The 12500-nt window shown below is 41.1% G+C and carries 10 protein-coding genes; 3 read left to right on the forward strand and 7 right to left on the reverse strand.

Annotated elements, in window-relative coordinates:
• Positions 1 to 115: 115 nt before the first annotated feature.
• Complete coding sequence (locus tag ACP2AF_RS16855) at positions 116 to 1003, reverse strand: hypothetical protein (protein WP_299536593.1); 888 nt, start codon at positions 1001 to 1003, stop codon at positions 116 to 118.
• A gap of 168 nt (positions 1004 to 1171) precedes the next feature.
• On the opposite strand from ACP2AF_RS16855, the gene ACP2AF_RS16860 reads away from it, so the two are divergent.
• Both ACP2AF_RS16860 and ACP2AF_RS16865 read left to right on the forward strand, forming a co-directional pair.
• Complete coding sequence (locus ACP2AF_RS16860) at positions 1172 to 1645, forward strand: GNAT family N-acetyltransferase (RefSeq protein WP_425237317.1); 474 nt, start codon at positions 1172 to 1174, stop codon at positions 1643 to 1645.
• Positions 1646 to 1648: 3 nt separating this feature from the next.
• A complete protein-coding gene (locus tag ACP2AF_RS16865; protein WP_425237318.1) occupies positions 1649 to 2476 on the forward strand; it encodes an MBL fold metallo-hydrolase in 828 nt (275 codons plus the stop codon).
• Positions 2477 to 2491: 15 nt separating this feature from the next.
• On the opposite strand, the gene ettA is transcribed toward ACP2AF_RS16865, so the two are convergent.
• From ettA to ACP2AF_RS16880, 3 genes are all read right to left on the reverse strand, one after another.
• Positions 2492 to 4183, reverse strand: coding sequence for an energy-dependent translational throttle protein EttA (gene ettA, locus ACP2AF_RS16870; RefSeq protein WP_425237319.1), 1692 nt, complete (start codon positions 4181 to 4183; stop codon positions 2492 to 2494).
• 143 nt (positions 4184 to 4326) lie between these two features.
• Positions 4327 to 4509: a CAL67264 family membrane protein gene (locus ACP2AF_RS16875; protein ID WP_299536584.1), complete on the reverse strand. Its 183-nt coding sequence runs from the start codon at positions 4507 to 4509 to the stop codon at positions 4327 to 4329.
• 74 nt (positions 4510 to 4583) lie between these two features.
• Positions 4584 to 5567 (reverse strand): Gfo/Idh/MocA family protein, encoded by a 984-nt coding sequence (locus ACP2AF_RS16880; RefSeq protein WP_425237320.1) that lies wholly within the window; start codon positions 5565 to 5567, stop codon positions 4584 to 4586.
• A 73-nt stretch (positions 5568 to 5640) separates the two neighbouring features.
• Between ACP2AF_RS16880 and ACP2AF_RS16885 the strand changes: the two genes are divergently transcribed.
• Entirely contained in the window at positions 5641 to 7269 is a 1629-nt protein-coding gene (locus ACP2AF_RS16885; RefSeq protein ID WP_425237321.1) for an acyl-CoA carboxylase subunit beta, read from the forward strand.
• A gap of 60 nt (positions 7270 to 7329) precedes the next feature.
• On the opposite strand, the gene ACP2AF_RS16890 is transcribed toward ACP2AF_RS16885, so the two are convergent.
• The 3 genes from ACP2AF_RS16890 to ACP2AF_RS16900 all read right to left on the reverse strand — a co-directional run bounded on the left by ACP2AF_RS16890 (position 7330) and on the right by ACP2AF_RS16900 (position 12469).
• Entirely contained in the window at positions 7330 to 9087 is a 1758-nt protein-coding gene (locus ACP2AF_RS16890; protein ID WP_425237322.1) for a carboxypeptidase-like regulatory domain-containing protein, read from the reverse strand.
• Between the two features lie 266 nt (positions 9088 to 9353).
• A complete protein-coding gene (locus ACP2AF_RS16895; protein WP_425237323.1) occupies positions 9354 to 11054 on the reverse strand; it encodes a carboxypeptidase-like regulatory domain-containing protein in 1701 nt (566 codons plus the stop codon).
• A gap of 68 nt (positions 11055 to 11122) precedes the next feature.
• Positions 11123 to 12469: a M24 family metallopeptidase gene (locus tag ACP2AF_RS16900; protein WP_425237324.1), complete on the reverse strand. Its 1347-nt coding sequence runs from the start codon at positions 12467 to 12469 to the stop codon at positions 11123 to 11125.
• Positions 12470 to 12500: the final 31 nt, after the last annotated feature.

The following is a 12500-nucleotide window of genomic DNA, read 5'->3' on the forward strand; positions in this document are numbered from 1 at the left end:
GCCTTCTACAACGGAAGTCAAATAGAATAGGTATATCCAGGAACAGGTTTTCAGAAACAAAAAAAGGGTCGATTCTTAAGAATCGACCCCTCTTTGTATTAATGGATAGTGTATATTATTTAAGTGTGAACTTGGAGGTTCCCAATAATTTCAATCGGTCGTCATAAACGTTTACCATGTAATTTCCTCCTTGAAAATCACCAGCTGGCTTATTGATATAATCACAAACGTCCAACGATTTATTCTCATAGTAGAAATTGGTTCCTTTGCTATAAGTTACGGACGCTCCAGAATCATTAGTCTTGGAGAAGCTTTCTCCTAGGACATTCCCTTGAGGATCCAATACTTCCAAAAAGAACTCCCTGTCACCGGCCTCGGCAATTACGTTATCCGCAACAGTGAAGCAAATTTTAAATTTGTCCGTTCTTTTGGCCCTGGAAGTAGAAACCAATTTTCCATTGTTGCGCTCTTTTACAGCATCAACATTGAATTTAGATAAGTTTAATGCAGAACCTTTCTCAACAGCATCGGCCAATTGTGTGTTCTGTACAACCAAGGAATCGTTAAAAATGGTCTGCTTCTCCAATTCGTTGTAAGTGCTGTCCCGTTGCATAGCAATGAGAGTGTTTGAACGTGTCAAAGAATCTACTTGTTTCATCAATTGTTCCCTTTCCGCCTTTAGCACACTAACTTGTCTTCTGTACCTTGACAATGAGGCAATATCCCCTTTCATAGATTTTACAGAATCGATATACTTGGCAATGTTGTCTCGTGCCTCTACCAATTCCTCATTGGTAGCATTACTCTCCAAAATAGCTTTGTCATATTCTGATTTTAGGCTATTGAGATCCTCGACCACAAGTGCCTTTTCTTCGGTAAGTACGGTCTCCGTTTTCTTTTTATCCTGATAAAGACTAACGGTGTAGATGATAGTACCTAGAAGTACCACACCTAGCAAACCTGCTAATACCTTCAATCCGTTGTTACTTTTTGTTTCAGTCATAATGTTAAAATTAAAATAAGCTTGTTTAACTTTTAAAAAGTGTTTGTTCGTATCAGTCTATATACGGTTCATTTTTCTTTTTAGATTTTTTGGCCGAAAAAAACTAAAAAACCTACAACACAAATCGGCACATATAGTAACTTTACAGTAAAGCGATTTTACTTTCCCATGTCCCTAAGAATAGTACCATTTGAACCCAAATATGCCCATAGCTTTAGGGATTTGAACATCGCTTGGCTCAAAAAGTATTTTCATGTGGAGGACAAAGATGCATTGCTACTTGAAAATTGCCAAGAATCCATTATCGATATAGGTGGATTTATTTTTTTAGCTGAATATAAAGGTAAAATTGTGGGTTGTTTTTCCTTTATCCCTTATGACGAGAAAGTTTTTGAATTAGGCAAGATGGCCGTCGATCCCAACCATCAAGGTTTAAAAATCGGTCAAGAGTTGTTATCCTTTGCCATAGAGTTTGCGAAAGAAAACCATTGGAAAAGCATCGTATTGTATTCCAGCACCAAATTGGATGCCGCCCTTCATATCTATCGGAAATATGGCTTTGTAGAGGTAGAATTGGAAAAAGAGCTTCCCTATGAACGAAGCGATATCAAAATGGAATTAATATTCAATTCAAAAAATTGATTCATGAAAAAATTGTTTTTTGGACTTTTGGGCTGTTGTTTTACTTTTTTGGGCTGCAAGGAAAAAGCAAAGCCTTCACCTCACATAGACTCGGATCCTTTCCAAGCAATTGAAAAACCTGCTCCACCTGCTCCACCTTCTCTAAATGGCGAACAGGGTTCCGAGATTAAGATTATCCCTATCTCCCATGCCACGGCCGTATTGGAATGGAAAAACATTACCATTTATGTAGATCCCGTTGGCGGCGCGAAAGTCTTTGAGGGACAAAAAAAACCGGATCTAATTCTAATCACGGACATTCACGGTGATCATCTTAGTTTGGAAACTTTGCAGGAGTTGGACACAAAAAGGGCAAAAATAATAGTTCCGAAAGCTGTAGCCGATAAAATACCCGAAGAATTCATTCCTCAAATCGACGTTTTGAACAACGGCGATTCCAAGGAACGCTATGAAATAAATGTTGAGGCTATTCCGATGTATAACTTACGGGAAGAAGCTAAAAAATTCCATGAAAAGGGCCGTGGCAATGGATATGTTTTGAATATGGGTGGCCAAAGACTTTATTTTTCAGGTGACACGGAAGATATCCCTGAAATGCGAAGCTTAAAAAATATCGATAAAGCTTTTGTTTGCATGAACCTACCCTACACCATGACCGTGGAAAATGCCGCTGAGGCGGTCTTGGAATTCCGGCCAAAGGAGGTATATCCCTACCATTATAGAGGAAACCCCAATGTTAGCGATGTTGCTAAATTCAAGAGACTGGTTAATCAGAAAAATCCCAATATAAAAGTCGTGCAATTGGATTGGTACCCCGAGGATGACTTTTGAGGCTATTTAAGATGATTATCGTATCAATTTCTTGTATTTTATCCGTTTCGGCATAAGATCGGAACCCAGACGTTTCTTTTTATTCTCTTCATAGTCCGAGAATGAACCTTCAAAGAAATATACCTGCGAATCACCTTCAAAGGCAAGGATATGCGTACAAATACGATCTAGGAACCAGCGATCGTGAGAAATGATAGCCGCACAGCCTGCAAAGTTCTCAAGACCCTCTTCCAAGGCCCGTAAGGTATTTACATCCAAATCGTTGGTAGGCTCATCCAATAATAGCACATTGCCCTCCTCTTTTAAAGTCATGGCCAAATGAAGCCTATTGCGTTCTCCGCCGGACAACATGTTTACCTTTTTGTTCTGCTCACTACCTGAAAAGTTAAAACGACTTAGATAGGCCCGGGAATTCACCTGTCTTCCGCCCATCATGATCAATTCCTGTTCATCGCTAAAGTTTTGCCAAATGGTTTTCTCAGGATCAATATTTGAATGACTTTGGTCTACATAGGCGATTTTTGCCGTATCCCCTACTACAAATTCTCCGCTATCTGGAGTTTCTTCGCCCATTATCATCCTGAAAATAGTTGTTTTCCCTGCACCATTTGGTCCAATAATGCCTACGATACCTGCTTGGGGCAGTTTAAAATTCAAATTTTCATATAGCAATTTGTCCCCATAGGCCTTGCTAACCCCTTTAGCTTCAATAACATTAGTTCCTAAACGGGGTCCATTGGGGATATATATTTCTAGTTTCTCATCCAATTGTTTTTGGTCCTGGCTCATTAATTTATCGTAGTTCTTTAACCGGGCCTTTTGTTTGGTCTGTCTTCCTTTCGCGCCCTGTCGCACCCAATCCAATTCCCTTTCCAGTGTCTTTTGACGTTTGGAGGCTTGCTTGCTTTCCTGTGCCAAACGTTTTGCCTTTTGGTCCAACCAACCGGAATAATTGCCTTTCCAAGGAATGCCCTCCCCCCTATCCAATTCCAGAATCCATCCGGCTACATTGTCCAGAAAATAACGATCATGGGTTACGGCTATTACGGTTCCCTTATACTGGGCCAAGTGATGTTCCAACCAGTGTACGGATTCCGCATCCAAATGGTTGGTAGGTTCGTCCAGCAATAAAACCTCAGGTTCCTGAAGCAACAATCTGCACAAGGCTACCCTTCTTCTTTCCCCTCCTGAAAGTACCGAGATCTTTTGATCACCCACTGGGGTACGTAACGCATCCATGGCAATCTCAAGCTTAGTATCAAGCTCCCAAGCGTTAGAGGCATCGATCTTATCCTGGAGGTCGGCTTGCTTATCCATTAGCTTTTGCATCTTATCCGCATCTTCATATACCTCTGGCAAACCGAACATATCATTGATCTTGTTATATTCGTCCAAAATGGCAACGGTTTCCGAAACTCCTTCCTTTACTACTTCGAGCACAGTCTTCTCCTCATCCAGTTGTGGTTCCTGTTCCAGATAACCCACGTTGAACCCAGGGGAAAAGACAACATCCCCTTGATAGTTCTTATCTACTCCGGCGATGATTTTTAGCAAAGTGGATTTTCCAGATCCATTAAGGCCAAGAATCCCAATTTTCGCACCGTAAAAAAAACTGAGGTAAATATTTTTAAGTACCGGGGTATTCGCATTCTTGTACGTTTTTGTAACCCCTGCCATTGAGAAAATGACTTTCTTATCGTCGCTCATTTCTTAAGTATTAGTTTTTGGATTAATGTTGAAGAGACTGTTTTAATGGGTTGTACCTTTTAAATGGGATTCCTATAGATAAGCCAAAGTTATACATATCAAAAGTGAACCTACCGTACTTGATTAAGAGGAAATTTTAAGTTTTAGACCCTTCCCTTTAGTGCATTAAAGACCCATGCGATAGCAAAAAAACCGATACCGACCGATGCAAAGCCCCATCCTGCAACGTCATCATATCTAAATGCTCCAAGCGCTATCAGCGCGCACCCTACTACGATCATAATAAATGTTGCCCAGGCAAGCACCGTGTTTTTGTTCATTCCCATTTGTGCTAGTTTGGTTTGTGGTAGCTCCAAATATCGGAATTTTATGGGATTTTCTGTGATTTGGATCGGTAACTTTATTCTTCAAAGGGAAAAACGATTCCCGTAAGTCGGCGGACTTCATCCAATAATCCTATCAAATCCAAACTATTTTGATGGGACCATAGGTCACTTTCCAGCTTTTGGGATTTTAAACAGGAATGTACTTCCTCAATTTCATAGGTGTATCCCTTACCCTTTGTTGGTAGATCAAAGCTATCCAAGCCATCACCCTTTTCCATGGAAAACCCTTGTGCCTCATGCCATCTAGGGTGAATGAAAATTGAACCCTCGCTACCAGCTATTTCAGCTTTCATTTCTGAATTGGAGGTCAGTCCGCTGTACAATAGGGCCTGGGCCTTTTCATATTCAAAAATCATGGAAGTTTGCACTTCAACCCCGGTTTTGTAAAATTGGGAGGCTGCCTTTATTTTTTCTGGTTTGCCTAGCAGTACATAGGCTAAAAAAATAGGATAAATCCCAATATCCAACAATGAGCCCCCAGCCAAATTTGGATTTAACACCCTTCCTTCCTTCGATCGGTCCAGTCCGTAAAACGCAAAGTCTGCATGGAGGTAGCCAATTTTACCAAGTTCACCAACATCAACCAATTCCTTTACTTTACGTATGGTCGGGTTGAATCTACTCCAAAGGGCCTCCATTAAAAAGACTTGGTTCCGTTTGGCGCAAGCTATCATTTCTTCAACTTCGGAAAGGTTTACGCCCATAGGTTTTTCGCAGAGTACATGTTTGCCATGATTCATCGCCTTAATACTCCATTGGGCATGTAGGGTGTGTGGAGTGGCGACGTAGATGACATCAATTTCGTCACAATTGAATAACTCCTCATAACTTCCAAAAGCATGTTTTGCATTGTACTCTTTTGCAAATAGTTCTGCTTTTTCAATATTTCTAGAGGCCACGGCTGTTAAAATTCCATCCGAAACCAGCTTCAGGTCCTTTGCAAAACTATGGGCAATCTTGCCCGGACCTATGATTCCCCAACGAATTGTATCTCCCATATCGGTTTTTTATTTTGCCAAAGTTAATCAATAATACTGCTATCTTTATGCTTTAAAAGAAACTACCAATAGCATGGATCTGAAGTTCAACAAAAATGAAGATCATAACAAATTATTGCTTTCCGAGCTTAAAAAGCGTTTGGCACAGGTAAAACTTGGGGGAGGTAAATCCCGGATAGAAAAACAACATTCACTCGGAAAAATGACCGCTCGTGAACGTATCGATTACCTATTGGACAAGGGGAAGGATAGTTTGGAAATTGGAGCTTTGGTCGGTGAAGATATGTATCCGGAACATGGCGGCTGCCCATCCGGAGGTGTTGTTGTAAAAATCGGATATGTATCCGGAAAACAGTGTTTGGTAGTTGCCAATGACGCCACCGTAAAGGCCGGCGCATGGTTTCCAATTACAGGGAAAAAGAATTTAAGGGCGCAGGAAATTGCCATGGAAAACAATCTGCCCATTATTTATTTGGTGGATAGTGCCGGGGTATTTTTGCCTATGCAGGATGAAATCTTTCCTGACAAGGAACATTTTGGTAGAATTTTTAGGAACAATGCCCAGATGAGCAGTATGGGAATACCTCAAATTGCCGCGGTAATGGGCAGTTGTGTAGCTGGTGGTGCTTATTTGCCCATTATGAGTGACGAAGCGCTTATCGTAGACAAGACTGGTAGTATTTTCCTGGCTGGAAGCTATTTGGTAAAAGCGGCCATTGGAGAGGAAATAGACAATGAAACCCTGGGCGGGGCCACTACCCATTGTGAAATTAGCGGTGTAACCGATTATAAGGCCAAGGACGATTCGGACGCATTGGATACTATTAAACGTATTATGGGTAAAATAGGGGGTGTCAATGAAGCCGGATTCAATCGAATTGAAGCCACGAAGCCCAAAAAAAATCCGAAGGATGTATATGGTATTCTTCCTGGTTCGCGTACCGACCAATATGATATGCTGGAAATTATAGAACGGTTAGTTGACGCTTCGGAATTAGAGCAGTACAAAGAAGGCTATGGAAAAACCATTTTAACCGGCTATGCAAGAATCGATGGTTGGGCCGTTGGGATCGTAGCCAACCAACGTAAAGTAGTTAAAACAAAAAAGGGGGAAATGCAATTTGGGGGTGTTATCTATTCCGATTCGGCGGACAAGGCTACCCGTTTTATTGCCAACTGTAACCAAAAGAAGATTCCCTTGGTTTTTCTACAGGATGTCACCGGCTTTATGGTCGGTAGCAAAAGTGAACATGGTGGTATCATAAAGGATGGTGCCAAAATGGTGAATGCAGTGGCAAATAGTGTGGTTCCCAAGTTTACCATTATTATTGGAAATAGCTATGGTGCAGGAAATTATGCCATGTGCGGAAAGGCTTACGACCCAAGATTCATCGTATCCTGGCCGAGTGCCGAACTTGCCGTTATGAGCGGTAATTCGGCTGCCAAGGTATTGTTGCAAATAGAAAAAGCTTCCTTACAGAAGAAAGGTGAGTTGATTACCAAAGAATTGGAAAACGAGCTTTTTAACCGGATTAAGAATCGATATGACAACCAAGTATCCCCTTATTATGCAGCAGCGCGCTTATGGACGGATGCTATAATTGATCCATTGGAAACAAGAAAATGGATTTCTATGGGCATTGAGGCAGCAAATCATGCGCCAGTTAAGAAACCGTTTAATATGGGGGTGTTACAGGTATAAAAACCAATAAGTTGCTTACATCACAGGTAAGACCCAGACCCTTATTTGAACTCCCCTTGTCTACCTAACGGAAAGCATTCCGTCTGCTTTAATCTTGAACAATTCTTGATTGCGATTCTTGGCCATCAACTTAAAAACCCTGGATTCCTGTTGTTGGGAGGGTTTTCCATAATTTTTATAGACAGTAGCCTTAAGATAGGACGGGGTTAGACTTTTATTTCCCAAATAATTTACATTCACCTGCCAGATACCTTCCGGGTCATAAATAAGATGTTCTTGACAGGAAAAACCGTTTTGTTTTTCATCCTTAATAAGCTCCTCATTGTCAAACCCCGTGTGCTTAAAGGTATAATACTGTTTGTTACCATTAACGAACTGTAATTCAAATTCTGCCTCACCATCGTTCCATTCGAAGACCAGCCGTGTTCCGTTAAAATCATCCTCATCGGATACGTAAAACATTTTTTCCTGGGAAAGTACTTCTCCCTCTTGGCCTAATAAATTGTTGAAGTCCCGATTTAGAATATTGGAAAAGGTATCCGACTTGCCAAAAAACCCTTCGCGCATCAAAAACTGGTGCCGGGCGTAGAGCAGAGCGGCCCGTTCAATTTTTCCGCTGTTTCTGTAGGCATTCGCCAAATCATGGTAGGACTGCTGGTAATGAGGGCGAAGGACGAATATTTTTTTATAGAGCTCCACCGAAGCCTCGTAATCTCCCTCTTCATCCGTTTGATAGGCCAAAGCCTTGAGGATAGTCGGATTATCGGAATACCGTGCCTCAATAGTCTTTGTAATCATTTCCACCATCATTTTATCTTGCCATTCCTTTTGAAAGTAGGTACGCGTATCCAAATAAAAATAGGGAGATCTACCATTTACTTTTTCAAGTTGGGCATAGCTTTCCTTGGCCTCTTTAAAGCTAACCGTAGAGCGTAAAGTTTGTAGGTAAATGGGTGTGGTTACATCGTCTAGGCCAATGGCATCGCCTTTTTTAAAAAGGTTGTTCCGTAATTTTGCCTGGTCGTATGGAGTGCTTTTTCCAGGTTCCCTATTGAAATTGGCCGTTTTCGTATTGATGATAACGAGACCACCCGCGGCTAGGCTACCATATTTGTTCAACGCCCCCAGGCCTTGTATAACGGCCATTCTTTCAATATTTTGTATGTCGATGAACATGGGAACTTGTTGGAGCAAAATCCCATCCACTTCGAATAAAACCGGTGTTCTTGTATTAATAGATGTAATCCCTCTGCGAAAAAAAACCTGAATATCATTTAAATTTAGGCCCGTAGTATTAGTGGGGGTTAAGATATTTGGAACTTGCGCGCGCAAGAGTGTTAAGATATCAACCGTAGATGGATTAATATTCTTTTCGTATATGATTTGGACCCTGGATGGCATCATTCTGGTATCCATAATACCATGAATTGTTTTAATCAAGTTTTTATCGGTATTGTAAGCCAGGCGAAGTTCCTTTTGCGTCCTGTGGTATTTTTTTTTGGTTACAACCACCTCATCCAATTCTTGAATATCCTCCTTTAAGGTTACGTTTAAAAAGGTCGTAACATCTTCTACCAAAATCTCCAAGGTTTTTTTGCCTACGTAACTGTAGACCAAGGTTTCTCCCTCATGGGCGCTGATTTCATATTTCCCGAATTCATCGGTCCTTGCCAGCCTGTCCGTATCTTTAACTGAAATGTTGACGTCCTTAAGAGGGTCTTGGCCATCAGAAACCGAACCCCTTATTGTTCTAAGGGTTTCTTGCGAATAAACTTGGGAAAAGAGCAAAAAAAGAAATGCAGGAAAAAGATACTTCATAGGGGTTCGTGTTTTAGTATTGTTTAATAAAACCATTAAAAAGTACCACAAAAATTACGCCAAACATCATCCATGTAAATGTGATTTTGCTCTTGAAGTTGAAAAGAATTTCTATTATTTCCAATCTGCGTGTCCGGCACGATCTCGACTGCTAGCGGTATCCCAACTTTTTGATACAATCGTAACTGAATCCCCTCTCGTTTTTGTAATCACATCAATGAAAGACAGTATGCAAGTTGTAGCAGAAAGTAATTTCCATACCAATTTCACCTAGCAGTGAGCATATCACTCGTTTGAACCTTGAACAACTCCTGATTGCTATTTTTGACCCTTAATTTAAAAACCTTGGATTCATGTCTTTGATAGGGTTTTCCATAGTCATAGTAAGCCGTGGCCTTTATATAGGTGGGCGTAAGACTTTTATTTCCCAGATAGTTGACATTTACTTGCCAAGTTCCATCGGGTTCGTAAATTAAATATTCCTGGCACGAAAAACGGTTCTGCTTCCCATCCTTGAAATGGGTTTCATTGTCAAACGACGTGTGTTTAAATGTATAATACCGCTTGTCGTTGTTTACAAATTGTAGTTCAAATTCGGCTTCGCTATCGCTCCATTCGAATACCAGCCGTGTCCCGTTAAAATCATCCTCATCGGATGTAAAAAACACCTTTTCCTGCGACAGTACTTCTGCCTCCTGTACCAATAAGTTATTGAAGTCCCTGTCTAAAATATCCGAAAAGGTTTCAGACTTATTGAAGAGCCCTTCGCGTAACAAAAATTGGTGTCGGGCATAGAGCAGAGCCGCCCGTTTGATCTTTCCACTGTTTTTGTATGCATGTGCCAAATCATGATAGGATTGCTGATAGTGCGGGCGTAGGATGAAAATTTTCTTGTACAGTTCCAATGAGGCACCGTAATTCCGTTCTTCATCCAATTGATAGGCTAAAGCTTTAAGGATAATAGGGTTATTGGAGTAATTGGCCTCAATATTATTCGTAATCATTTTGACCATAGCCTTATCCATGTATTGTTTTTGAAAATAGGATCTCGCATCCAAATAAAAATAAGGCGACTGGCCATATATCTTTTCAAGCTGGAAATAACTCTCCTTAGCTTCGTTCCAATCAACCGTAGCGTGTAACATCTGTAGATACATCGGTACAGCCAAATCCTCCGGGCCTATCGCATCCCCTTTTTCAAAAAAATTGTTTCGCAACTTCGCCTGGTCATAGGGGAGGTTTGTTCCAGGTTCCCGGCTGAAATTAACCACTTTTGTGTTGATGATTACAAGCCCCCCCGAGGCGAGACTACCATATTTGTTCAGTGCTCCTAGTCCTTGTATAACAGCGATTCTATCTATGTTTTGTATGTCTATAAATGTGGGTGGAGTCCGAAACAATACACCATCTACCTCCCATAGACGCGTAGAATTAGCCATGACAGCTGATCCGCTAGGATAAAAAGCTGGGATTCTTGCCCGTAAAATTGATGAAATATTAAGAGCAGAAGGATTAATATTCTTACCATCAATAATGTGGGCCCTAGATGGTATCCTTCTGATATCCAAAATTCCAAAAATCGTTTTTATCAAATTCTTATTGCTATTATATTCAGCAAAAAGTTCTTGTTGGGTCTTATGATATCTTTTCGTAACCACCACCTCGTCCAATTCCTGAATCTCATCCCTTAAGGTTACATTCAAGAAGGTGGTTACGTCCTCTACCAAGATCTCCAAGGTTTCCTTGCCCATATGACTATAGACCAAAGTCTCACCTTCGCGGGCCTTGATTTCATATTTCCCGGAGGCATCGGTCCTCGCCAACCTATCGGCATCCTTAATGTTGATATTTACGTCTCTTAAAGGGTATTGGCCATCAGATATTATGCCCTTTATCGTTTTGATTGTCTCTTGGGAATGGACATGACCCAAAAATAAAAACAGAAATACTGGAAGAAAATGCTTCATAATTTCGGGGGTTTTTGATATTTTTTACTAAATATATAGAAAAAAAACCACAAAAACAATGCCAAATACTATTCTCCTAGATGTTCCTCTACCCTTGGTATAAGGAGTAATTTCGTTTGTCTTCCATTCACATATCTAAATCCATCCTCACCATAGAACCCGGCCTCTTCCAACATAATCCGGATGTCCCGTTTCCATTCTGGAATGGTTACCGTTGTATTTAGCTCTATGGCATAGACCGTATTGGGCCGTAACGGATAATTTTCTCCATCGGCTTTCATAACCCCGTCTTGTGCATCCCACATACCTATAGTGGTGCCCGCGGAATGCCCGTAAGATCCCAAGGGATGGGTATAAATGGCAGGGCGTAGCCCTGCTTCACGTCCGTCATGTAAGGCCTTGGCTAAAATCTGATTTCCTGTACGGCCCACAATCATATTTTCGGTCAGGAAATCCTGAACCTTATTCCCTTCTTTTAAAGCGTCTTGCAGGAATTTAGGTGCTTCCTTTTCCTTAGGCTTAAGTATATAGGCCAATTCTTGGCAATCGGTATTTAAACGTAAGTAGGTGATCCCAAAATCGCAATGCAGCAAATCGCCGGGCAGAATAACCATATCCTCAGGGCGATTGGAAAAGGAATATAGGTGACTCACAATTTCCTCGCTGGTCCGTTGTACATCAACGGTAGGATGAAACCAAGTTTCTAGTCCCAAATCCGTCACTTTTTGACGCATCCACCACTCTACATCTGTGGTCGTTGTAACTCCTGGGGTTATGACCTTTTCTGAAAATGCTTCCGCTATGATGTCATGCGTTATATCCACCAACTGATTGTAAATAATCATTTCACGAGCGGTCCGGGTCTCTATCCATCCAACCGTCAATTGCTCTGCCGAAATCACTTTTTTGTGATGCTTTTTTGGTAAATTCTGCATGAATTCCTCATGGTCGGTCTTATCCAGGCCATCCGCAATATTATGGTCCTTGGAAAAGTTGAGCCCAATTTTCTTTGGATTTCTTTCCTCGATCAATTGCATCAAACGCTTCCATTGTTCGGGTTCCTTTTCCTTATCCCAAACGGATAGGATATTATCCCCAACATTGTAACGGGCTACTGCCAATTTATCAATCGTGTTTTGCGTTTTGTCTCTATAGAAAACCAAAATGGTGCGCCTGCGAGCATTCAACCAGGTGGCTGGTAACATGGTACGTAGCACGGGATCCTCATTATATTCCCTTGAAATCAGTATCCACATGTCAATATCCGTTTCGTCCATCAGTTGGGGCAAGAGATTATTGAAACGATCGGCCAGAATCTCATCTATTACTTTGGCCCTTTCGATTTCCGGGAGGATTTGTTGAGAAAACAGAGATAGATATAGCAGGAAGAAAAAAAGAGATAACTTACTTTTCATAGAACATTTTTTTTTATAAGAATTAGTAAAA

It is taken from the genome of Ulvibacterium sp. (genome assembly GCF_965248315.1).
Taxonomy (GTDB): domain Bacteria; phylum Bacteroidota; class Bacteroidia; order Flavobacteriales; family Flavobacteriaceae; genus Ulvibacterium.

Excerpts from the sequence above, each read along its gene's own strand:
- ACP2AF_RS16855 (WP_299536593.1), bottom strand. The coding sequence starts at position 1,003 with ATGACTGAAACAAAAAGTAACAACGGATTGAAGGTATTAGCAGGTTTG.
- ACP2AF_RS16860 (WP_425237317.1), top strand. The coding sequence starts at position 1,172 with ATGTCCCTAAGAATAGTACCATTTGAACCCAAATATGCCCATAGCTTT.
- ACP2AF_RS16865 (WP_425237318.1), top strand. The coding sequence starts at position 1,649 with ATGAAAAAATTGTTTTTTGGACTTTTGGGCTGTTGTTTTACTTTTTTG.
- ettA (WP_425237319.1), bottom strand. The coding sequence starts at position 4,183 with ATGAGCGACGATAAGAAAGTCATTTTCTCAATGGCAGGGGTTACAAAA.
- ACP2AF_RS16875 (WP_299536584.1), bottom strand. The coding sequence starts at position 4,509 with ATGGGAATGAACAAAAACACGGTGCTTGCCTGGGCAACATTTATTATG.
- ACP2AF_RS16880 (WP_425237320.1), bottom strand. The coding sequence starts at position 5,567 with ATGGGAGATACAATTCGTTGGGGAATCATAGGTCCGGGCAAGATTGCC.
- ACP2AF_RS16885 (WP_425237321.1), top strand. The coding sequence starts at position 5,641 with ATGGATCTGAAGTTCAACAAAAATGAAGATCATAACAAATTATTGCTT.
- ACP2AF_RS16890 (WP_425237322.1), bottom strand. The coding sequence starts at position 9,087 with ATGAAGTATCTTTTTCCTGCATTTCTTTTTTTGCTCTTTTCCCAAGTT.
- ACP2AF_RS16895 (WP_425237323.1), bottom strand. The coding sequence starts at position 11,054 with ATGAAGCATTTTCTTCCAGTATTTCTGTTTTTATTTTTGGGTCATGTC.
- ACP2AF_RS16900 (WP_425237324.1), bottom strand. The coding sequence starts at position 12,469 with ATGAAAAGTAAGTTATCTCTTTTTTTCTTCCTGCTATATCTATCTCTG.